Origin of the sequence: Obesumbacterium proteus (assembly GCF_001586165.1) — a bacterium.
Lineage (GTDB): Bacteria > Pseudomonadota > Gammaproteobacteria > Enterobacterales > Enterobacteriaceae > Hafnia > Hafnia protea.
In genome coordinates this window covers 3,461,321-3,482,724 of sequence record NZ_CP014608.1, presented here as the reverse complement: position 1 = coordinate 3,482,724, position 21,404 = coordinate 3,461,321, and the positions used below count along the sequence as shown (strand labels likewise).

The 21,404-nt window shown below is 48.7% G+C and carries 19 protein-coding genes; 6 read left to right on the top strand and 13 right to left on the bottom strand.

Features of this window, described 5'->3' with window-relative positions; all coding sequences use genetic code 11:
• Positions 1-29: 29 nt before the first annotated feature.
• The gene (ydgU, locus tag DSM2777_RS25250; RefSeq protein ID WP_455550929.1) at positions 30-110 is read right to left on the bottom strand and encodes a small membrane protein YdgU; all 81 of its coding nucleotides are present in this window, start codon (positions 108-110) and stop codon (positions 30-32) included.
• Positions 111-362: 252 nt separating this feature from the next.
• Between ydgU and DSM2777_RS16550 the strand changes: the two genes are divergently transcribed.
• The gene (locus tag DSM2777_RS16550; protein WP_061554589.1) at positions 363-1,133 is read left to right on the top strand and encodes a class I SAM-dependent methyltransferase; all 771 of its coding nucleotides are present in this window, start codon (positions 363-365) and stop codon (positions 1,131-1,133) included.
• A 184-nt stretch (positions 1,134-1,317) separates the two neighbouring features.
• Here DSM2777_RS16550 and DSM2777_RS16545 read toward each other — a convergent pair whose 3' ends face one another.
• The 5 genes from DSM2777_RS16545 to DSM2777_RS16525 all read right to left on the bottom strand — a co-directional run bounded on the left by DSM2777_RS16545 (position 1,318) and on the right by DSM2777_RS16525 (position 6,856).
• A complete protein-coding gene (locus tag DSM2777_RS16545) occupies positions 1,318-2,802 on the bottom strand; it encodes a carboxypeptidase M32 (RefSeq protein WP_061554588.1) in 1,485 nt (494 codons plus the stop codon).
• Positions 2,803-2,883: 81 nt separating this feature from the next.
• Positions 2,884-4,206: a two-component system sensor histidine kinase RstB gene (rstB, locus tag DSM2777_RS16540; RefSeq protein ID WP_061554587.1), complete on the bottom strand. Its 1,323-nt coding sequence runs from the start codon at positions 4,204-4,206 to the stop codon at positions 2,884-2,886.
• Between the two features lie 6 nt (positions 4,207-4,212).
• Positions 4,213-4,926, bottom strand: coding sequence for a two-component system response regulator RstA (gene rstA, locus DSM2777_RS16535; RefSeq protein WP_043493189.1), 714 nt, complete (start codon positions 4,924-4,926; stop codon positions 4,213-4,215).
• Between the two features lie 51 nt (positions 4,927-4,977).
• On the bottom strand, positions 4,978-5,700 hold the full coding sequence (folM, locus tag DSM2777_RS16530) for a dihydromonapterin reductase (protein WP_061554586.1): 723 nt from the start codon (positions 5,698-5,700) through the stop codon (positions 4,978-4,980).
• Between the two features lie 178 nt (positions 5,701-5,878).
• Positions 5,879-6,856 (bottom strand): NAD(P)H-dependent flavin oxidoreductase, encoded by a 978-nt coding sequence (locus tag DSM2777_RS16525; RefSeq protein ID WP_061554585.1) that lies wholly within the window; start codon positions 6,854-6,856, stop codon positions 5,879-5,881.
• 176 nt (positions 6,857-7,032) lie between these two features.
• On the opposite strand from DSM2777_RS16525, the gene DSM2777_RS16520 reads away from it, so the two are divergent.
• The gene (locus tag DSM2777_RS16520; protein ID WP_061554584.1) at positions 7,033-7,926 is read left to right on the top strand and encodes a LysR family transcriptional regulator; all 894 of its coding nucleotides are present in this window, start codon (positions 7,033-7,035) and stop codon (positions 7,924-7,926) included.
• 615 nt (positions 7,927-8,541) lie between these two features.
• Positions 8,542-8,961, top strand: a complete 420-nt coding sequence (locus tag DSM2777_RS16515) for a hypothetical protein (RefSeq protein WP_046459512.1) — start codon at positions 8,542-8,544, stop codon at positions 8,959-8,961.
• Between the two features lie 82 nt (positions 8,962-9,043).
• Here DSM2777_RS16515 and DSM2777_RS16510 read toward each other — a convergent pair whose 3' ends face one another.
• The gene (locus DSM2777_RS16510; RefSeq protein ID WP_025801336.1) at positions 9,044-10,435 is read right to left on the bottom strand and encodes an amino acid permease; all 1,392 of its coding nucleotides are present in this window, start codon (positions 10,433-10,435) and stop codon (positions 9,044-9,046) included.
• Between the two features lie 279 nt (positions 10,436-10,714).
• On the bottom strand, positions 10,715-11,665 hold the full coding sequence (ydgH, locus tag DSM2777_RS16505) for a DUF1471 family protein YdgH (protein ID WP_061554583.1): 951 nt from the start codon (positions 11,663-11,665) through the stop codon (positions 10,715-10,717).
• A gap of 621 nt (positions 11,666-12,286) precedes the next feature.
• Here ydgH and pntA point away from each other — a divergent pair.
• Both pntA and pntB read left to right on the top strand, forming a co-directional pair.
• A complete protein-coding gene (gene pntA, locus DSM2777_RS16500; RefSeq protein WP_025801338.1) occupies positions 12,287-13,816 on the top strand; it encodes a Re/Si-specific NAD(P)(+) transhydrogenase subunit alpha in 1,530 nt (509 codons plus the stop codon).
• A gap of 10 nt (positions 13,817-13,826) precedes the next feature.
• Positions 13,827-15,218 carry a Re/Si-specific NAD(P)(+) transhydrogenase subunit beta gene (pntB, locus tag DSM2777_RS16495; RefSeq protein ID WP_061554582.1) on the top strand — a complete coding sequence of 464 codons (1,392 nt, stop codon included), beginning with the start codon at positions 13,827-13,829 and terminating at the stop codon, positions 15,216-15,218.
• 66 nt (positions 15,219-15,284) lie between these two features.
• On the opposite strand, the gene uspE is transcribed toward pntB, so the two are convergent.
• Both uspE and DSM2777_RS16485 read right to left on the bottom strand, forming a co-directional pair.
• A complete protein-coding gene (gene uspE, locus DSM2777_RS16490; protein WP_046459508.1) occupies positions 15,285-16,244 on the bottom strand; it encodes a universal stress protein UspE in 960 nt (319 codons plus the stop codon).
• Between the two features lie 192 nt (positions 16,245-16,436).
• Positions 16,437-17,192: an FNR family transcription factor gene (locus tag DSM2777_RS16485; RefSeq protein ID WP_038502821.1), complete on the bottom strand. Its 756-nt coding sequence runs from the start codon at positions 17,190-17,192 to the stop codon at positions 16,437-16,439.
• Between the two features lie 562 nt (positions 17,193-17,754).
• Here DSM2777_RS16485 and cbl point away from each other — a divergent pair.
• Entirely contained in the window at positions 17,755-18,705 is a 951-nt protein-coding gene (gene cbl, locus DSM2777_RS16480; protein ID WP_061554581.1) for an HTH-type transcriptional regulator Cbl, read from the top strand.
• Between the two features lie 73 nt (positions 18,706-18,778).
• On the opposite strand, the gene DSM2777_RS16475 is transcribed toward cbl, so the two are convergent.
• From DSM2777_RS16475 to DSM2777_RS16465, 3 genes are read right to left on the bottom strand one after another with little or no spacing between them, the layout of a single operon-like run.
• Positions 18,779-19,429 (bottom strand): methionine ABC transporter permease, encoded by a 651-nt coding sequence (locus DSM2777_RS16475; protein ID WP_040044957.1) that lies wholly within the window; start codon positions 19,427-19,429, stop codon positions 18,779-18,781.
• Complete coding sequence (locus tag DSM2777_RS16470) at positions 19,413-20,588, bottom strand: methionine ABC transporter ATP-binding protein (protein ID WP_237087786.1); 1,176 nt, start codon at positions 20,586-20,588, stop codon at positions 19,413-19,415. Before DSM2777_RS16470 ends, DSM2777_RS16475 begins: the two co-directional genes overlap by 17 nt.
• 2 nt (positions 20,589-20,590) lie before the next feature.
• Positions 20,591-21,403, bottom strand: coding sequence for a MetQ/NlpA family ABC transporter substrate-binding protein (locus DSM2777_RS16465; protein WP_061554580.1), 813 nt, complete (start codon positions 21,401-21,403; stop codon positions 20,591-20,593).
• Between the last annotated feature and the right edge of the window lies 1 nt (position 21,404).

The window sequence follows — 21,404 nt, the reverse complement described above, 5'->3', positions numbered from 1 at the left end:
GAAATTCAGTTTTTTTCATGCATGCCCGTCTACAAATAGAAGCATGCCGTGATGATTCCGCACAGGATCAGGGATATCAGAAGAAGTTCAAAACCATAGCGTCGAAACATATGCCATCTCCGAACCCTTCGTGGCCGCTGAAACCTATGTTCTTAACGGTGTGTGCGGCTGAATTATTCTCAAATTCAATAGATGATTAATCTTAGTGGATAGCGTTTATAACGGCTGTGAGTGATTGGTTTCGGCATGTAACGCTTTGTACTCTGGATGAAAATAATTCAATAGTTCGCTATTGAATCACCCTAGACGCCTGACTATAGTGGAAAAAATGCCTAATTACCCCATGAACAGCAGGAGAGTGCATGAGCAGTCAGCAGAGTCATCATAATGCCGTCGATCGTCAATTTGCCGATCAGGCTAACGCTTATCTCAGCAGTGCGGTACATGCGCAGGGCAACGATTTAAAACGCCTTGCGCATCTGCTCAGCGGTGAAGACTTTGCGAGCGTTCTCGATCTCGGTTGCGGAGCCGGTCATGCTAGTTTTGCCGTGGCAGCTCAAGTTAACGACGTTGTGGCTTACGATCTCTCAGAAAAAATGCTCGCGGTAGTCAAACAGGCGGCAAGCGATAAAGGATTAACCAATCTGAGCACCGCGCAGGGCGTTGCTGAATCGCTGCCGTTCGAGAATGAATCCTTCGATATTGTTATCAGCCGTTATTCGGCGCATCACTGGTACGATGTTGGTAAGGCATTACGCGAGGTCAAGCGCGTGCTAAAACCAGGGGGAAGGGCGATCTTTATGGACGTGGTGTCGCCGGGTCACTCCATTTTAGATGTACATCTGCAAACGGTGGAGATTCTGCGCGATACGTCTCACGTGCGTGATTATGCGCCGGGCGAGTGGTTAACGTTTTTCACCGAAGCGGGGCTGCAAATCCAAACCGTCACGTCAGACCGTCTACATCTTGAGTTTGCTAGTTGGATTAGCCGCATGCGTACCCCCGAGCCGCTGGTTACCGCGATTCGAATGATACAGGAAAGCGCTTCTGAAGAGGTTAAACAACATTTTGAAGTACAGCCCGATAGCTCATTTACCAGCGATATCATGATGTTCGAAGTCGTCAAAGCGTGAAAATAGGCCGGAGCAAGTCTCCGGTTTAATTACACATCAATTTAGTTACAACATACATTGTGTGTTTTGACTATATGTTACATGAAACGACAGTGCAGTTATTACGTTAAATGGAATATGTACGAAGAAGCCAAGCAAAATGAAAAGCCCCTCAGGAACAAGTGATTTTGAGGGGCGTGAGGCGTTAGCCTAAATAGCGCTGTTCTAAATGACGACGGAAGAAGCTTGGGTTGAGTGTTTCTCCGCTGGCATTTTGAATCAGCGTATCAGTATCGAAACGTGAGCCATGCTGCCAGATATTTTGGCGTAACCAACCGGAAAGCGCAGACAGATCGCCGCGCAAGATTTGTTGGTCAAGGTCTGGCAGGGCATTTTTTGCTGAGGCGAACAGCTGAGCGGCATACATCGCACCGAGAGTATACGTAGGGAAATAACCAAAGGCACCGTCGGTCCAATGGATATCCTGCATACAACCATCACGGAAATTACCCTGTGTATTTAAACCGAGGTAAGACTGCATTTTTTCATTCCACAGATCTGGAATATGTTGCACCTCAATCTCGCCCTCAACCAGCGCGCGCTCAATTTCATAACGCAAAATGACATGAGCAGGGTAGCTAACCTCATCGGCATCGATACGAATAAAACCGGCTTCAACGCGCTGGTTCATGCGCAGGAAGTTACCTTGTTCAAAAGCGGGTTGATCGCCGAACGCTTTTTGCACATAGGGACGTAAAAACTCAAGGAACGGCTCGCTGCGCGCCAGCTGCATTTCAAAAAATAAGCTTTGGGATTCATGAATTGCCGTTGAGCGTGCTTCACCAATCGGTTGTCCGGCCCACTGTTTTGGCAAGTTTTGCTCATATCGGGCATGGCCTGTTTCATGCACGATGCCCAGCAATGCGCTCAGAAAATCATCTTCGGTATAGCGTGTGGTAATACGCACATCTTCAGGTACGCCGCCGCAGAAGGGATGAGCACTCACGTCTAATCGGCCGTGATTAAAATCAAAGCCGAGTACCTGCATGATTTCTATACCCAGAGCGCGCTGTTTATCAATCGCAAAAGGGCCCTGCGCGGCGAGTGTGGATTCCGTTTTCTGTTTTTCGACGATATTTTTTAGTAAATCTGGCAGCCAGCTTTTTACGTCAGCAAAAATCGTATCGAGGCGCGCGCTGGTCATGCCCGGTTCATAGAGGTCGAGCAACGCGTCGTAGCGGCTGACATTGGTTTTTTCGGCGCGGATTTGCGCTTCTTCTCGGCTTAACTCCACCACCGGAGCAAAGTTTTTGACGAATCCATCCCAATCATTATTCGGACGCTGAGTACGCCATGCGTGCTCGCATTGCATACCGGCTAATGATTTCGCGGAAACAAATTTTTCTGGCAAGATCACGGCCTGCTGATAGCGACGTGCAATTTCAGCGAGGTTAGCCTGTTGCTCTGGGTTCAAATCTTCACTTTTAGCCTGTTCGATCCAGTCTGCAACCTGCGGGGCGGTTAACGTTTGGTGCATCAGAACGCTTAGTTCGGCGAGGGCTTCTGCTCGTGCTTGGCTTCCACCGGCAGGCATTTGTGTTTGCATATCCCAACCGGTAATGGCGGAAAGGTGCGAGAAGCGAGACAGGCGAGTAAACGTGTCGCGAAGATGCTGGTAAGCGTTTGTCATCGTAGGCTCCAAATGGCGTCCATACCTTCAAACTAGAAGCGCGGCAACGCCAATTATTTTGGGGTATAGAGGCAATAAAAATTATAAGCGGTTATCACTTGGTGTATTGATAACCGGCACGGTATCAGCCTGACGGCGTGGCCAGGTAAATAGCATGGAAGCACCGCCCAGCGAGCTACCGCTGGCAGAAATAGTGCCTTGGTAGGCTTGAGCAATGCTGTACACAATAGCGAGCCCAAGCCCACAGCCACCGGTTGCCCGATCGCGGCTGGGATCTAAGCGAACAAAGGGTTCAAAGACTCTTTCGCGCTCTTCTGGCGGAATCCCTGGGCCATCGTCGTCAATTTGTAAACAGGCAACGTCGCCATCCAGCCACAGCCCAATGCGCAGTTTTTTCTGGCTGTAACGTAGGGCATTGTTCACTAAATTATCTAATACACGCTCCATCAGCCGCAGATCGACCGCGCCAAAATCGCCGACGTGAGGGATATCGAGCATAATTTCATGCTCTGGATGAATCATTTGAAAATCTGCGATGCGTTCGGCTAACCATTTCGGCAGATCGATAGCTTCTAAATTCGTTTCCACCTGAGGGCGGTCAAGGCGAGCGTAGGTCAGCAGTTCGTCTATCAACCCTTCGAGCTGCGCGATATCACGATTTAACGCCGTTTGTTCTGATTCAGACAGATTTTCACTCATGGCCAAGCGATAGCGCAGACGAACCAACGGCGTGCGCAGTTCGTGGGCGATGCCATCTATCAGCTGTTTTTTGCTGATGATGAGTGTGTTGATATTGTCGGCCATTTGATTAAACGCCACACCGAGCCGATGCAGGCTCGACGTGGGCTCGAAATGCGTTCGCTCTTCAAGATGACCTTCCCCTAAACGCTGAGCCGCATTCTCTAGTTTCAATAAATCCTGCCAGTGAGGGCGCATCCAGAGAAAAACCGGTAGGGCTAAAGACAGCCCGATAAACAGCAACAGAGCCAAATCCAGCAGGCGCATTTCATGCAGATAGAAAAGGTAGGGAATCGGGCCAACGGCTAAAACGTAGTGGCTACGCGGGATGCGTTGGATAAATGAATACTCGCTATCCAACGCCACAATCTCGCCATTTCGCAGTTTTTTTTCTAAATCAGAAGGGAGCTGACGTTTACCCAATGGCTCAATATGGAATTTAAACGAGAGATTCCAATCGAGTTTATTAATAGTTTTATTCCAATCGCGCGGGGGAATTTCGCGCAGTTCGCTGCGGATAAGATAGAGCGAGCTTTTCATCAGATCGTCCATTGATTGGCGTCCGGCACGCTCGGCGGTAACCTTATAAACTAATCCAACCAGCATGGCCATAACCAGAAAGCAGACGAACAACAACAGATAAAACTGAACAAAAAGCTTTCTCATTGAAAATTATTCCCACGCATTCGGCGCAAACAGGTAGCCCTTATTACGCACGGTTTTAATACGGAACGGGTCGATTGCGTTGTCATCTAGTTTACGACGCAGGCGAGAAATCGCCACGTCGATGCTGCGATCCATGCCGTCATAGCTCACGCCGCGTAGGGTGAGCAGCAGGGCATCGCGATCCATAATGGTGCCTGCGTGGGTGGCCAGTTCCCACAGCAGATCGAAATCGGAGGTGGAGAGGTTAATATTCTTATCTTTCAACGTGACCTGACGATTCACTGGGTCAATACGCAGTTGGCCAAAATGAATGCCGTTACGGGTATTCACCGGCGTCGCTTCGCTTTCTATCGCCTGTGGTTGATGCTGGCGTAAATGCAAACGCAAACGCGCCAGCAATACCGCCGGCGGCGTCGTTTTCAGAATATAGTCGTTAGCGCCCATTTCGAGCGACAAAATGTGATTCATATCGCTGTCGAGTGAGGTCAGCAGCACGATAGGGCCTTTATACACGGGGCGTAAATCGCGGCATAACGTCATACCATCTTTGCCAGGCAACATAATATCCAGCAAAACCAAATCAGGGTTAAGGCGAGTAATCGTTTCCATTGCCGTATCACCACGCGGCTCGATGGTGACATCGAGGTCGTGCTTGCCGAGGTATGCCGCAATAAGCTGCCCAACCTCTTGATCATCTTCAACAAATACAATGTTGTTCATAACGATTTCTATGCCTTCGCGTGGTAAAACGATTTTATATAAGTTTGCAAACTAACGCAGTGGACGCCCACCATCCACGCTAATAGTACGACCAGTGACGAACCGGCTGTTCAACAGAAACTCAATGGTATTCACTATTTCATGCTCACCCGGTGCTATTTTCATCAATGATTTGTCGAGCGCCTTTTGACGATATTCATCATCATCCATTGCATTGAACATGATTAGCGCGGGAGCCACCGCATTCACTTTAACCTCTGGCGCCAATTTCGCCGCAAAAGAGCGGGTCATATTGTCCAATGCCGCTTTGCTCGCAGCATACGCGATATGTTTGGCGCTGCCGCGTTCCACCACATAATCGGTAATGTGGATAATGTCGGCTCCGGCTTCGCCTTGACCAATCAGCAATGGCTCTAAGAGTTGATTAAGAAGATAGGGGGTATAAACATGGATTTGCAGCATGGATGCCAGCGTTTGCTCGGGTGCTATCTCGGGTGATTCGGCGAGCCATGCGCTGGCGTTATGAATAACCGCACGCAGTTTGGGAGTGTGAGCTTTAACCTGCTCGGCAAAACGATAGATTTCGTCAGTTTGGGTAAAATCACCCTGAATGCACATCGCACCCGCGTTGCGTAATCCTTCTAACGCAGGATATTCGCTGCGATAGGCCACAATCACAGCGGTTCCCTGTGACAACAATGCATGCGCTAACGCCAGCCCGATTCTGCGGGCACCTCCAGTGATCAATACGGGGGAGGAGTAGGCATTGGTCATGTATTCGATCCCTATGTTTAGTGGCTTTGGCATAATACAAATGTTGCCGCAGATTATGCCACTTGTTGCAGTTGTTAGCACATAGAGAAACGTATCGGAATGACTAATTGGATAAGGGAGTCGCGTTGCTTTAGAGCATCAGCGATCCCGCCATCAACGGCGGGAAACGGTGATATGTCTATACGGTTAATTCATTAACCACGTCGGCCACGCTTTTCACTTCTCGGATACTGCCGATACCGGTACCCAGCGAGATATAACCTTCATCGGTATTACCCTCAAGCATACCAATTCGTAAACCGCGCAAGCCGCCCATCACTTTACCGATCTCTTCGTTACTGGCACCCGCTTTATCCATCGCCACCAGTTTTTCTGTCAGCTTGCCGGGCAGGGAGCGATAGTAGGCGGGTTGGGTGCGGAAAAGCTGCATATCCAATCCGTCAGAATGAATAATTTTATCTTTTATCGACTGGGGAACACGGCTTTCCTCGGTGCTGATAAATACTGAACCGGCAAAGACGCCGCTAGCGCCAAGGGCGTGTGCGGCTTTAGCCGTTCGGCTATCGGTGATGCCGCCAGCCGCCAAAACAGGCACGTTTTTTACCGCATCGGCAATGAGCGGTACCACTGAGAATGTGCCTAAGGCTTTGCCGGGTAACGTTCCGCCTTCATCAAAACCGGTTGCCACAATAATATCTGCACCGGCAGCTTCAGCAATACGGGTATTTTCTGGCGTTGGGTTGAGGTCGCGATAGATGATCGCAATACCGGCGGCTTTTAATTCGTTAAACAGCGCGGGGATGACTGCGCCTTCGCCATACGCGGTATAAACCACGACTTTTACGCCTTCTTCTTTAATAACCTGCAGGATAGGCGGCGTCCAAATGTCATTCTCCGGTAAGGGGATCAGGTTAACGCCAAACGGTTTTTCAGTCAGCGCTTTGGTTTTTCTAATCTCTTCACGCATTTTTTCAGCCGTCTCATGCGGCGTAGATACCGCCGTTTCAGCCGTTAAACCCGCATTGGGGCCTAACACACCCAGGCCTCCAGCGTTGCTGACCGCCGCAACTAAACGGGCGTCAGTAAGCCAAGATAGCGGCCCCTGAATCACAGGTTTTTCTATACCTAGGATTTGGCAGATACGATTATTTTGCATAACACAATGTCCTTCTGAAGAACGCTTCAGACTGGTTTTTAAGAGTGGGGCAAGTCTAGTGAGTTTTATTGTTGAGAAAAATAGCAATACTGATACATCACTATTATTAAATATGTAACAATAAACCTATCAATACTCGCGTTCCGCGATTGACCTCACAGTGAATAAAGCGTGCTATGCAAATTAATCTTTTTGAATTAATTAAAATTTTTATCGAGATCGTTGAGTCTGGCAGTTTTACCCGCGCGGCAGAAAACCTACAAATTCACCGTCCCGCGGTGACCAAAGCTTTGCAGCAATTAGAGCAGCACAGCGGCGTGCGCCTGTTACAGCGCACGACACGCCAGATAAATCTGACGCCCGAAGGTGAAGATTTTTATCAACGCAGCAAGCCATTATTGGCGCAGGCGGATGATTTACTTGAATCCTTTGCGCCAGATCGTCCTTTATCTGGACAGCTACGCGTGGATATGCCGATCTCATTTGCCGCTTTGCGCGTAGTACCTAAGTTGCCGGACTTTTATCGTATGCACCCCAATATCGAAATTATTCTCAGCTGCTCCGATCGTCGCCGAAATATGCTTCGTGAAGGTTTGGACTGCGTCTTGCGAATGGGAGAGCTAGAAGATGGCGACTATATCTCACGCCCGTTGGGCAATATTGACATGCTCACCTGCGCCAGCCCTGGCTATCTCGCCGCGCACGGTAGGTTAGATACCCTCGAAGACCTACAGCATCATCAGGCCGTTAACTGGGTGAATAGCAGTAGTCGTCAGTCAATGCCGTGGATATTCAAAACAGAGACAGGAACGACAGAAATTCACCCGCCGGGTAAACTGGTCATGGATAATTCTGAAGCCTACATCGTTGCAGGCCTTGCTGGCTTAGGGCTTTTACAGGGCATGCGCTTTTTTCTACAGCCTTATCTCGACAGTGGGCGACTGGTCGAGGTGTTGCCTAATTATCCAGTCCCGCACCGCAAGTTGTCGCTACTTTATCCACACCGCCACCTTTCAAGAAAAGTACGCGCATTTGCTGAATGGCTTGAGGCATTGTTGCGAAAAAGTTAATTTGGATTAATTCCCCGCCAAAAATAAAATACTGTACATCCGGATTTAGAATTTATAGAACGAAGTCATTAGGTATTGAATCTAGTGATATCCACTTTTAAAAAATATTCTGACGGATGAGTATAGCGTCACTTAAATATAAGTTAGATGAATTAAAAGAAACGTTTTATTAGATTGAATAAAATCGCTGAGCTTAAAATTTATTTTATCCCCTGAGTAGTTACTTCACGTTATAAAAAAAGAAACGCAACAGGGCAGTGGAGTGCGGCTAAGGGCAGCCAGCGCCCAGTGCAGCTCGGAGAAGGGCTGTCAGCGTTACCCATAACATCCGCAATTCACTGGTACTATGAAGGTAATATATTAAGTGTTAATAATGTAAAATCAAATTAACAATTAAGTTAATTTTTTAATGAGACGATAAAATAATGAAACGGCGATGATGATATTTATATTAATTATATTAAGTTTCATTTTGCGTATGGTTTTCTATTTCAGAAAATGCCATTATGGTTTTGACGTTAAAATATAAATGTGACCGATTACGTCTGCGTTTCTAATCATTAAATTATTATTTGTGCGTATGTGTCGCTGTCTTATAGAGGGGAGGCTAAGGAAATGTCCGGTATTCATTCGACCGTTGGTGATAGAGAAACACTCTGTTTTGATTACACACGGTTTCTGTCAGCCTCCTGTGACAAGCACTGGAGTTTCTTAGACGCAATCTACGGCGTCATGCCGTTGTTTGGTATGGTGACGCGTTCCCAGACTCGCTGCTCAGAATTTAAATCGATTGAAAACCTTAATGTGCAGATCCGCCAGCTTGCTATGCAGGTGCTCTCTACACAGGTCAGCGATGAAACCAATATTATCCGCCTGATTGAACTGGTGAAAAGCCAAGGGTTGCAGGAGCTTGATATCCAGCTGCCTTATGCGCTCGAAGATGAACAGTTAAAGGTGATTAAGGCTGAATGTCGTAATGCCGTTAGCATGACTCAAGATGACGAGCGTTTACACGTTGTTATTGCGGCAAAATAATCTAACCAAATAGCGTTCCAAAAATAGAAAAGGTGGCCTGAGCCACCTTTATGCGTTTCTACTGACTGATTACCCAAGCCTATTAACCAAACATAAACCATGCTGCTGGGAAGGTGGCAAGCAGTAGCAAGAAGATACCCATGCGCTCCATTCCACACAGATCTTTTTTGCTCTCTAAACCACGACGGGCAAACATAAAGACCAGAAGACCCGGGGCGTACAGCATCACCGACATCAGTAAATGAGTGATGCCGGATGCATAAATCAGCCATAGACCATAAGCGCAGGCACCGTAGGCGGCAAACATGATGCGTTTGTCTTGCTTCTGACGTCCCACTTTCAATAGGAACGCGCCGACTAAGAAATAAGGCACCAAAATCATCTCTGAAGCGATGGTCAGCAGGTTGTTGTAGTTCGCCCCCGTTAACCAGATGATAATCAGCGTAACTTGAACGGCACCGTTGGTCAGCCAAAGCGATGAAGCTGGGGCTTCCTTACTATTCTGCTTACCGAAAATCTTAGGGAACGCGCCTTGCTGTGAAGCAAGGAAGGGTACTTCCGCGGCCATAATCGTCCAGCTCAGATAGGCACCGCACACTGATACAATCAGTCCAGCAGCAATAATAATCTCGCCGATTGGCCCCATCATATTCACCATCAAACCGGCCATAGATGGATTGCGGATTTCAGCCAGTTCAGCGCGAGGCATCACACCCAGTGAAAGCAGAGTGATAAGCAGATAAACCACCAACGCTGAAATCACAGCCAGCATGGTGGCCAAGCCAACATCTTTCTTATGCTTAGCGCGTGCAGACACCACCACCGCACCTTCGACGCCGATGAATACCCATAGCGTGTAGAGCATCGTGTCTTTTACCTGTTCCCAAACAGGAACGCCCAGTTTGATGCCGGTAAAATCAATCTTAAAGGTATCAAGCTTGAACGCCATCGCGGCGAGAACCACAAACAGACCCAACGGCAACAGCTTAGCCAGCGTTGCGGCAAGGTTAATGCCCGCTGCCGTTTTTACACCGCGCAGGATCAGGAAATGAACGACCCAAAGCAAAATAGACTCACCGACGATAGCCTGCCACGTATTACCATCGCCAAAGACGGTATGACCCGCCGAATCAGTGAAGAAACTCAGGGCGGCAAATACAATCACCAGATATGACACGTTCGCAATCACCGCGCATAGCCAATATCCCCAAGCCGAGCAAAAACCGATGAGCTCACCGAACCCTTCTTTGGCGTAGGTAAAAATACCGCCGTCTAAATCAGGGCGAAGTCTGGTCAGTAGCAGCATCGCGAAGGCGAGGAACAAAATGCCAACGCCGGTAATTGTCCAACCGATTAGCAATGCAGCGGGACTGGCTACGGCAGCCATATTTTGCGGCAGACTAAAAACGCCAGCCCCTAGCATAGAGCTGAGTACCAGAGCCGTTAGGGCGGTGAGTCCGAGTTTTTTATCCAATGCGAAGTCCTGAAACCAGTGTAATTAACTGTTTGATAACATGTGATTAGTTTAAATACGGTTATGCGTTCAAATCCGCAAAACATTAAACCGTAAAAGTGGCGCAGATTGTACGAGTTGAGGGGTGGGGGTGCAATGGATGAATATGCGTTTTATGCAAAAAAGTATGCAATTGTTAGCTGATGTTTTTCTCAGATACGTTTCATCACAAGTCCGCAAATGATTACGCAAATAAGAAAGGGCAGCCAATGGCTGCCCTTACGACATTGTGAAGCACTATTATTTGAACAGATCGGCACTAATGGTGAGGTTGCCGCCGCTCTTGTTCTGCCACTGACGTGTAATGTGGTAGTACTTCGCACCTTTCTTCGCGGCGCGTTTAGCCACTTCAGAAGACACATCGGTCATGCTGTTGAAGTGACCGGTAAAGGTGACGGAGTCAAATGGAACCATTTGAGCTGCGGTAGTGTTATTCACTTCCTGAATTTGCGTACCGTCTGGCAGCGTAACGGTGTAGCGCTTACCGGTAGACGACTGGGTTTCGAAGAAACGACCTACGCCAGTGCTTGGTGTACCTGATGAAGCTACGCCTGGGATCTCAACGTTGGCAGCTGCTGCGCCACCGGCAGCCAATGCGGCTTTACCCGCGTCGGAATCGGCAGGGATTGCATCTGGGCTCTGAACCTGACGTTTCGGCGTGTCGGCTTTATAAATGTAGGCCGTAATATATTGGTTGCCGCCGCTGTTGGCATCAATCTGGCGAACGATAAAGTAGGAGGCGGCACCTTTCTTGGCTGCTGCACGGCTGATTGCGTCAGTCACATCAGGCTGGCTGCGGAAGAAACCACTGACGGTAACGGTGTCATAAGGCTGTAGCAGATAAGCTTCAGTCTTAGGCAGTTCTTTTACACCGTTGAATTCGCGATAGTTTGTCGTTTCTTTCACGGTTTCGGCATCTTTCTTATACACATCCGCCGTTACGCGCCAGTTACCGCCGTTATTGCTGTTATTAATGTCTTGAATATAGAAATAGTCAGCGCCCATGCTATCGGCTCGACGGGAAACCGCGCTGGCCGCATCGTTGATCGCGTTAAAGCGCCCGCTGATGGTTACTCGTTCAAATGGCTTCAGTTCGGAGGCTTTCTCTGGTGTGAGTTCCTGTGCAGCCTGAACAGACAGCGCAGTAAGAGACAATAACGCTGATGCAATAATGGTGGTTTTCAGCTTCATAAAAAATCCTTTACGCCTTTTTTGCATTGACGAGTATTGCAGGCAGAACCGTTTCGTCTTTTAACAGTTGTTTCTGCTGATGCTCAACTTATCGTAGTGACAATGTATGTAAAAAATAATGGGGCAGATTATTACATGTAATAAGTTGTCATGCCTCAGTAATTTATGCGTACTCAGTGATATGGTTACCAAATCGCATTTTTGCTTCATTCTAGATTACGCGAAAGAAATTCGCGTAGCGCCCAGAATAACACTCAAGTGTTAAGTTTGTGTTAATGCGTCATTCAAGTTCATGATTAAAAGGCATCAAGCCAATTATCTGGCTAATATATGCCCACTCTTTTAACCGTGAAATCAAGATATTAAGACCCATTTTCACAATCTTTCTACTAATCCTGAACATAAAGCGATAAATTTTATTAAATATGGCCTGCAAACGTATGGGAATAGTGGATCATCGGTTATATTTTCAGTAGGTTATAGGTAGCTATGTATACCTAAAGTAGCAAGAGTTTCTACTCTGTGTAAAAAAGGTATAGCAAACACTGAGCTGCAAGGCTCTGACGGTCATCGCTATCTCAGGATGACGCTCATCTTATTGACAGGTGAAAAGGGAAGATTATGCGTATTGGTATACCCAGAGAGCGGTTGGCCAATGAAGCCCGTGTAGCAGCCACGCCGAAAACGGTAGAGCAGCTACTAAAATTGGGTTTTACCGTGGCGATCGAAAACGGTGCTGGCAAATTAGCGAGCTTCGATGATGCGGCATTCCAGCAGGCTGGAGCCGAAATTGTTGGTTATGAAGATATTTGGCAGTCTGACGTCATTTTAAAAGTTAATGCGCCAGAAGATGAAGAAATTGCCCTGATGAATCCGGGCAGTACTTTGATCAGCTTCATTTGGCCTGCACAAAACCAAGATCTGCTACAAAAATTGGCAGAGCGTCAGGTCACCGTCATGGCGATGGATTCCGTGCCGCGTATTTCTCGCGCCCAATCCCTCGACGCCCTGAGCTCCATGGCAAACATCGCGGGTTACCGTGCCATTGTTGAAGCCGCGCATGAGTTCGGACGCTTCTTTACCGGGCAGATCACCGCCGCTGGTAAAGTTCCTCCCGCCAAAGTGATGGTTATCGGTGCTGGCGTGGCCGGTTTGGCTGCAATCGGCGCGGCAGGAAGCTTAGGTGCGATAGTGCGCGCCTTCGATACGCGTCCCGAAGTGAAAGAGCAAGTACAAAGCATGGGTGCCGAGTTCCTTGAATTAGACTTCGAGGAAGAAGCCGGCAGCGGCGATGGCTACGCTAAAGTGATGTCTCCGGCGTTCATAAAGGCCGAGATGGAACTGTTCGCCGCGCAGGCGAAAGACGTGGATATTATCGTCACCACGGCGCTTATTCCGGGTAAACCGGCTCCGCGTTTAATTACCAAAGAAATGGTTGAGTCAATGAAACCGGGCAGCGTGATCGTCGATTTGGCGGCACAAACCGGCGGTAACTGCGAACTGACCGTTGCGGATACGGTAACCGAAACGCCAAATGGCGTGAAAATCATTGGCTATACCGATCTGCCAAGCCGGTTGCCAACCCAGTCTTCTCAGCTTTATGCCACCAACTTGGTAAACCTGCTAAAACTGTTGTGCAAAGAGAAAGACGGCACGCTTAACGTTGATTTCGACGATACCGTTATTCGCGGTGTTACCGTCGTTAAAACCGGTGAAGTGACGTGGCCAGCACCACCGATTCAGGTTTCTGCTCAGCCAAAAGCGAAAGCGGCTGAACCTGTTGCGGCTAAAGAGCCAGAGAAACCTGCTTCTCCATTCAAAAAATATATCATTCTTGCCGTCGCCATTATCCTGTTTGGTTGGCTGGCGAATGTCGCACCAAAAGAGTTTCTTTCGCACTTTACCGTTTTCGCGCTTTCGTGCGTGGTCGGTTATTACGTTGTGTGGAATGTCAGTCACGCACTGCATACGCCATTGATGTCGGTAACCAACGCGATTTCAGGGATTATCGTGGTGGGGGCGGTGCTGCAAATTGGCCACGGCGGCTGGATCACGTTCTTTGCTTTTATCGCCGTGCTGATTGCCAGCATTAACATTTTTGGTGGATTCACCGTGACTCAGCGCATGCTGAAAATGTTCCGCAAGAACTAAGGGGTAACACATGTCTGGAGGATTAGTTACTGCAGCATACATTGTTGCCGCAATCCTGTTTATTTTTAGTCTGGCGGGTCTGTCTAAACACGAAACGTCCAAGCAGGGTAACATTTTCGGCGTGGTCGGGATGGCCATTGCGTTGATCGCAACCATCTTTGGCCCTGATTCCAGCAACGTTGGTTGGATCATCGTTGCCATGGTGATCGGTGGTGCCATTGGTGTCTATCTGGCGAAGAAAGTCGAAATGACCGAAATGCCAGAGCTGGTTGCCGTATTGCACAGCTTCGTAGGCTTGGCCGCTGTACTGGTCGGCTTTAACAGCTTTATTGAGCACCAGCCGGGTTCTATGGAACATGTGATGGAAAACATCCATCTGACCGAAGTGTTCCTTGGTATCTTCATCGGTGCGGTCACCTTCACCGGTTCCATCGTTGCATTTGGTAAACTGCGTGGCACGATTTCATCTAAGCCACTGATGTTGCCTAGCCGTCATAAGCTGAACTTGGCTGCGCTGGTTGTCTCTTTCCTGCTGATGGTATGGTTCGTTAATACCGGTAGCACCAGCGTTCAGGTTATGTGCGTACTGCTGATGACAATCATTGCGCTGGCGTTTGGTTGGCATTTGGTGGCCTCAATTGGCGGTGCAGACATGCCGGTTGTGGTTTCTATGCTGAACTCCTATTCCGGTTGGGCCGCAGCGGCTGCGGGCTTCATGCTCAGCAACGATTTGCTGATCGTAACCGGTGCGTTGGTGGGTTCTTCCGGTGCCATCCTGTCTTACATCATGTGTAAGGCGATGAACCGTTCGTTCTTCAGCGTTATTGCCGGTGGTTTTGGTACTGATGGCTCTTCAACGGGTGAAGATCAGGAAATGGGCGAGTACCGTGAAACCACGGCTGAGGAAGTGGCTGAACAGCTGAAAGGTTCTTCATCTGTGATTATCACCCCAGGCTACGGCATGGCCGTGGCTCAGGCGCAGTATCCGGTGGCAGAAATTACCGCGAAGCTACGCGCTATGGGCGTAAAAGTTCGCTTTGGTATTCATCCTGTTGCCGGTCGTTTGCCAGGACACATGAACGTATTGCTGGCAGAAGCGAAAGTCCCGTATGACATCGTGCTAGAAATGGACGAGATAAACGACGACTTTGCAGATACCGATACCGTTCTGGTTATTGGCGCGAACGACACGGTAAACCCAGCGGCAATGGAAGATCCACGCAGCCCAATCGCCGGTATGCCGGTGTTGGAAGTGTGGAAAGCGCAGAATGTTATCGTGTTCAAACGCTCAATGAACACCGGCTATGCTGGCGTTCAGAACCCATTGTTCTTCAAAGACAATACCCAAATGCTGTTTGGTGATGCGAAAGCCAGCGTAGAAGCGATCCTGCGCGCGCTGTAATTGCCTGTAATAAAACACAAGGGCCGCAATTGCGGCCCTTTTTACATCTAGCGTTTAGCGATTTAGTTATTCATCATCATGTTCATCGTCGTCATCTAATTCAACCGGCGACTGGAAACCATCAGGTTTAATGGCCAGCAGGTCACATTTCAGATGATCGATCACATGCTCTGCGGTATTGCCAATAAATGCTGCGGATATGCCGGTTCGTCCCAGCGTACCAAGCACCACAACGCCCGCGTTCAGATGTTCAGCAACGTCAGGAATCACTTCTTCAGGTAGGCCTTTTTCGACGTGCGTACATTCTTCTTTCATCCCAAACTTCTGCCGTAACGCTTTCATCGCCAGCAAGTGCTGCCCGCGAATGGCATCGTTATAAATACTCGGATCAAAGTCAGGCAGTTCGATGGCGATATTAATCGGTGTCACCGGATAGGCTCCGACCAAGTGCAGAGAAGTATGGTCAACATGCTCGGCTAGCTCGATCGACTCCTTCACTAATTTAATGTTTAGCGGGTCGTGGTAGGGCTCTTCGCTCGACAGATTCACTGCCACCAGCGCAGTACCGTGCTGTGGCCATGGCTGGTCTTTGACCATCCACACTGGGCAAGGGCATTTACGTAATAAATGCCAATCGGTCGGGGTGAAAATAACGGATTCCAAGCGATCGTGCTGATGCGCCATCTTGAGCAGCAAATCGTGCTTCCCGCTGATGACTTCCTGAATAATCGCTTCAAAAGGACGGTTATGCCAAACCACCTTGATATCAATCGGCACGCCAGCTTCTAAATAGTAGCGGCACTGCTCTTTGATCCACGCCGAGCGCTGACTGATAACGCCTTGGCGCATAGAGGTGCGCTCATCAGGCGACAGCAGCGTTGTCATTTCGTAGGAAAAATCATAGATAGACAGGAACGCGGTGATGCGTCCACCGTTTCGTTGGACCAGATAAACAGCACGACGTAACGCCGGTTGATCATCCTGATTGGGGTCAATAGCCACCAGAAGATTCTGATACTTCGCCATACCGCCTCCTCGCTAACCCAAAAAATGTGCGCATGGCACTGTTTTATCGTCCAAAGGACAAAACCATACAATAGGTCTTACTCGTTAAGAGTAAACCATGATGGGCAAACAAAGTAGGGGAAGGAAGAGAACCGGATCAACTAATCAGAAAAAATGCTTTTAGAATAATGATCCGGCTTGACGTTCTGAGGATTACTCGTTGGTTGAGCGAGGGTTACCCGCCAACAGCGAAAGGGCGTCTACGTCTTGAATGGTGATGTATTTGCCTTTAACGCTTAAAATTTCACTTTTCTGGAAACGACCCAGCAGGCGGCTGATGGTTTCAACGGTCAGGCCCAGATAGTTGCCAATGTCGCCACGCGTCATGGTCAAACGGAACTCACGCGGCGAGAAGCCACGCTGAGCAAAGCGGCGAGAGAGGTTATAGATGAAGGCAGCCAAACGTTCTTCGGCATTTTTCTTCGACAGCAACAGGATCATGTCCTGATCGCCTTTGATTTCACCGCTCATCAAACGCATCATCTGCTGACGCAGGCTTGGCATTTTACCAGAAAGATCGTCCAAGGTTTCGAATGGGATCTCGCACACCATGGAGGTTTCGAGTGCCTGAGCAAAACTTGGATGTTGCTGGGTACCGATAGCATCAAAGCCCACCAGATCGCCCGCAAGATGGAATGCGGTAATCTGTTCATCACCTTGTTCGGTAATGGTGTAGCTCTTGATGGTTCCGGAGCGAATGGCATACAGCGATTTCAGCTCGTCACCGGCTTTAAACAGCGCCTGACCTTTCTGAATCGGTTTTTTACGCTCAATGATATTGTCAAGCTGATCCAGCTCGTGCTCATTAAGAGTAAAAGGAATGCACAGCTGACTAATGCTGCAATCCTGACAATGGATCGCACAACCGCCAGACTGGATACGACGAATGACGCGCTTTTCCGGAATCATAGGTAATGCCCAAGCAATATTGATATTGGTCAATTTTAACATCTTTTAGGGTAGAGAATAAACCCTGTTGTTGATCCAAACGATAATTCGACGATTAAGTCGGCCTAAATTTGAGAAATGTGACCGAAATTAAGTTCTTTTTATGTGACGGCGTCACTCAATAAGAATGATTTTGTTGTTATGTTGTGAGCTAATTATTTTCAGTGTTAAATTTTAGCAAAGAAAATAACCATTTAATTTTCCGCATAAAGTCGAAGTTTCATCGCTGAAAGCCAATGGCGGTGCGGTTTTGAGCGCAGGATGTAAACCTTGAAGGTTAATAATTTGTCTCTAATCGTGAAATAGCAGTAGTGCAGCCTAATTGAAGTTTAAATAATTTCTCTTAATGGGCATTTTTTTCCTTTTTTGCGAACTCACGACAAAAATGAGCAAAAGAGAAACAGAAAATACCAGCGTGCAGCTCACTTAGTTCAATACGCTATATCAGACCATTTTTGATTATTTGGCCCGTACAGCAAAACGCTTTAAAAATGGCGGATGTTTTCTCGGTTAAAGATAGGCCATGAACTTCCAACAACTGAAGATCATCCGCGAGTCTGCGCGTTGCAATTTCAACCTTACCGAAGTCGCTAGCATGCTCTATACCTCCCAGTCGGGAGTAAGCCGCCATATCCGCGAGTTAGAAGATGAGCTGGGGCTGGAAATTTTTGTGCGCCATGGCAAGCGCATTTTGGGGCTCACAGAACCAGGGAAGGCGCTGCTGACGGTCGTTGAACGAACGTTAGACGAGGCCAGCAATATTCGACGCATTGCAGAGGATTTTACTCAACAATCGTCAGGCATTCTCGTTATCGCCACCACGCATACTCAGGCGCGTTACAGTTTGCCTCCGGTATTGAAAAGCTTTCGTCAACGATTTCCCCAAGTGCGCCTAGTGCTAAACCAAGGTTCACCGCAGGAAATTCGCACCATGCTCCATAACGGCGATGCGGATATCGGTATTGCCAGCGAGAGTTTAACGGAGTCGCCAGCCATTGCCGCTTTTCCGTGGTTTAACTGGCAACATGCACTTTTAGTTCCACGCGCCCATCCGTTGGTTGAACTGCCTATTACGCTGGAAAACATTAGTCAATTTCCTTTAATTACCTATCGGCAAGGCATCACGGGGCGATCGCGTATCGATCAGGCATTTAGCACGGCGGGGCTAACGCCCGATATTGTGCTTAGCGCACAGGATTCGGACGTGGTTAAAACCTACGTCGAACTGGGGTTTGGCGTAGGGATACTTGCAGAGCAGGCGTGTCAGCAGGGCGAACATCAGCAGTTGGTAACGCTGGATGCGAGCTCTCTTTTTGCGCCAAATACCGCGTGGATTGGGGTGAGAAAAGGGCAGATACAGCGTGATTATGTCTGGCAGCTCATTGAATTATGTAATCCAGCATTAACCCCAGCGCAAATAAAAACGCAGGTGATGCAGTTTGACGATCCTACGGTTATTGATTATCAAATTTGAAATAAGTATTAAGCTGCGCGGTGATAACGCTGTTTCAAGAGCGCTATCACCGCTTTTCCGCAGCTTAAATTATCTAACGATGATTTAAGCGCTTCGACAGTTTGTCACCGCTAAACTGCAACACGGTGACCAATGCAACCAGCGCCACAATCACGGTAAACATCACCTGTGTGTCAAAGCGCTGATAGCCGTAGCGATAGGCCAAATCACCCAGTCCACCGGCACCGATGGCACCGGCCATGGCGGAAGCGTTGATCATGGTCACCAACGTGATGGTGAAACCACTGACAATGCCTGGCAATGCCTCGGGCAGCAAGACGTGCCAAATGATGTGCAGCCGTTTGCATCCCATCGCCTGTGCAGCTTCTACCAGACCATGATCAACTTCACGCAGGCTCACTTCGGCAATACGCGCAAAGAAGGGCGTTGCGGCCACGGTCAACGGTACCACGGCGGCCCACACGCCGTAGGTTGTTCCCACAATTAACCGCGTGAAAGGGATCAGCGCAACCATCAAAATCAAGAAAGGGACGGAGCGAAACAGATTCACAAACCAGCCTAATACCTGCTGTATACGCGGCGCTTCATAGAGCCCGTTACGGCTGCATACCACCAAAATAACAGCCAGAGGAAGGCCAATCAGCAGCGCCAACAGCGATGAAACTCCCACCATCAATAGCGTGTCGATAAATCCTTGCCACAAACGATCAAGCTGGATAGACATAGCCCAATGCCTCCACGCGGGTAGCGACTTTTTGCGCTTTGTTAATCAACGCCGTTGCGCCAAATTGGGGAATAGCGGTCAGTAAAACGCTGCCGACGGTGCGCTGTTGGATGACATCCAGAGAGCTGCTGATAATCTGCACGTCATGGCCTAAGGCCTTCACCAACGCGCTGAGGTTTGGGCGACTGGCTTCAAATCCGCTGTAGCTGAGCCGTAACAACAGCGCATCACGCGCAGATTTGGGGTGCGGATGTAGTTGAGCTTGGATATTTTCCGGTAGATTCTGCCTCGTCGGCGTAAGCAACGTTTGCGTGACCTCATGTTGAGGCTCACCAAAAACCTGCCAGACATCGCCGGATTCAATCATTTCGCCATGTTCGAGGACGACCACGCGGTCGCAGATTTCACGGATCACTTCCATCTCATGGGTAATCAGTACAATCGTGAGTTTTAACGTTTGGTTGATGCTTTTAAGCAATGCCAGAATAGAATGCGTCGTTTCAGGATCGAGCGCCGAAGTGGCTTCATCACACAGCAAAATCTCAGGATCATGCACCAAGGCTCGAGCAATACCCACGCGCTGTTTTTGTCCTCCTGAAAGCTGTGCGGGATAGGCGTTATGCCGTGCCTCTAAGCCAACCAACTTCAGCAGGCTGTCGACCTTTAATTTTCTTGCCGCCGCACTCACGCCCGCGACCTTGAGCGGCAGCTCGATATTTTCACGCACGGTTTTAGCTGAAAGTAAGTTGAAGTGCTGGAAAATCATGCCAGTACGACGTCGAAAGGCAACCAGCTCATCTTCATTCAGTGCGCCAATATTGACACCGTTCACCGCTACGGTTCCCGATGAGGGATTTTCTAAGCGATTTAGCGTGCGAATCAGGGATGATTTTCCTGCTCCGCTGCGGCCGATAATGCCAAATATTTCACCGCGCTGGATTGTCAGATTAATGCCTTTAAGCGCATTCACGCCGTTGGCATAGGTTTTATTCAGATCCGCTAACACAATATGATTGTAGGGAACCTCAGGCGTGTTTGCGGTTTCTCGAATCTCTTGCTGTTCTAGCACCGCTGGCTCCCGCAGGCTTTCTGCCAGCATCGCGGTGTTGAACATCGAGAGTTGAAGCGCCGATAGGCGAAGCATAGAAAGATTCATCATCGTTATGCGCTCCAGCCTGGCTGATACAGCTTGCCGTAAAATGCGTCCAGTTTGGCGCGGACAACCGGAGAGTGCTGATAAATATCAACAAACTTACGCAGTCTCGGGTCGGCCTGATGCCCATCACGGATCACGAATTGAATGATGTACTGTGGATGGTCAATGCCGTCAAAGAGTAAAGCGCTTTCCGGTGCCACCGTATTAGCCTGACGCAGATAGCTTGGATAGCCCTGAGCTAAGTCCACGTCGTCGAATGAACGAGATAATTGCACGGCTTCAATTTCTATAATCTGAATTTTCTTGGGATTGCTGATGATGTCATCTTGAGTCGCTTTGTAATCCACGCCAGGCTTCAGCGTAATTAATCCCGCTTTCTGTAACAGCAATAACCCGCGTCCGGCGTTTATCGGATCGTTAGCGATAGCGACTTTCGCACCGACCGGCAGATCGGAAATCTTGCTGTATTTTTTCGAATATAGGCCCACGTTATTAATGATCGCGGGCGCATAAGGCACTAAATGTAAGCCGCCTTGCTGATTAGCATTTTCCAAGAAGGGCTTATGCTGGAAAAGATTAACGTCGATATCCCCATTTTCAAGGCTCACATTGGGCGCGATCCAATCACTGAACTCGATAAGCTCAACGTTTAAACCTTGTTTTTTAGCTTCGGCAACGGCCACTTCAAGCGGCGGTGCGAATGCTGCCGTGGTGCCTAGTTTTAACGGCCCTTCGAACTGCGCGGCGGCGAATACGCTCTGAACACTCAACAGCAGCGTAACAGCCAAAGTCCCGAGTTTTACGTGCGCTAATTTCATG

What these genes read in the sequence shown, in the direction of transcription:
- rstA (WP_043493189.1), bottom strand. Translation starts at nt 4,926, where the DNA reads ATGAACAACATTGTATTTGTTGAAGATGATCAAGAGGTTGGGCAGCTT.
- DSM2777_RS16520 (WP_061554584.1), top strand. Translation starts at nt 7,033, where the DNA reads ATGCAAATTAATCTTTTTGAATTAATTAAAATTTTTATCGAGATCGTT.
- ydgH (WP_061554583.1), bottom strand. Translation starts at nt 11,665, where the DNA reads ATGAAGCTGAAAACCACCATTATTGCATCAGCGTTATTGTCTCTTACT.
- DSM2777_RS16515 (WP_046459512.1), top strand. Translation starts at nt 8,542, where the DNA reads ATGTCCGGTATTCATTCGACCGTTGGTGATAGAGAAACACTCTGTTTT.
- ydgU (WP_455550929.1), bottom strand. Translation starts at nt 110, where the DNA reads ATGTTTCGACGCTATGGTTTTGAACTTCTTCTGATATCCCTGATCCTG.
- pntB (WP_061554582.1), top strand. Translation starts at nt 13,827, where the DNA reads ATGTCTGGAGGATTAGTTACTGCAGCATACATTGTTGCCGCAATCCTG.
- DSM2777_RS16485 (WP_038502821.1), bottom strand. Translation starts at nt 17,192, where the DNA reads ATGATTCCGGAAAAGCGCGTCATTCGTCGTATCCAGTCTGGCGGTTGT.
- pntA (WP_025801338.1), top strand. Translation starts at nt 12,287, where the DNA reads ATGCGTATTGGTATACCCAGAGAGCGGTTGGCCAATGAAGCCCGTGTA.
- DSM2777_RS16525 (WP_061554585.1), bottom strand. Translation starts at nt 6,856, where the DNA reads ATGCAAAATAATCGTATCTGCCAAATCCTAGGTATAGAAAAACCTGTG.
- DSM2777_RS16475 (WP_040044957.1), bottom strand. Translation starts at nt 19,429, where the DNA reads ATGTCTATCCAGCTTGATCGTTTGTGGCAAGGATTTATCGACACGCTA.
- cbl (WP_061554581.1), top strand. Translation starts at nt 17,755, where the DNA reads ATGAACTTCCAACAACTGAAGATCATCCGCGAGTCTGCGCGTTGCAAT.
- folM (WP_061554586.1), bottom strand. Translation starts at nt 5,700, where the DNA reads ATGACCAATGCCTACTCCTCCCCCGTATTGATCACTGGAGGTGCCCGC.
- DSM2777_RS16550 (WP_061554589.1), top strand. Translation starts at nt 363, where the DNA reads ATGAGCAGTCAGCAGAGTCATCATAATGCCGTCGATCGTCAATTTGCC.
- DSM2777_RS16545 (WP_061554588.1), bottom strand. Translation starts at nt 2,802, where the DNA reads ATGACAAACGCTTACCAGCATCTTCGCGACACGTTTACTCGCCTGTCT.
- rstB (WP_061554587.1), bottom strand. Translation starts at nt 4,206, where the DNA reads ATGAGAAAGCTTTTTGTTCAGTTTTATCTGTTGTTGTTCGTCTGCTTT.
- uspE (WP_046459508.1), bottom strand. Translation starts at nt 16,244, where the DNA reads ATGGCGAAGTATCAGAATCTTCTGGTGGCTATTGACCCCAATCAGGAT.
- DSM2777_RS16470 (WP_237087786.1), bottom strand. Translation starts at nt 20,588, where the DNA reads ATGATGAATCTTTCTATGCTTCGCCTATCGGCGCTTCAACTCTCGATG.
- DSM2777_RS16465 (WP_061554580.1), bottom strand. Translation starts at nt 21,403, where the DNA reads ATGAAATTAGCGCACGTAAAACTCGGGACTTTGGCTGTTACGCTGCTG.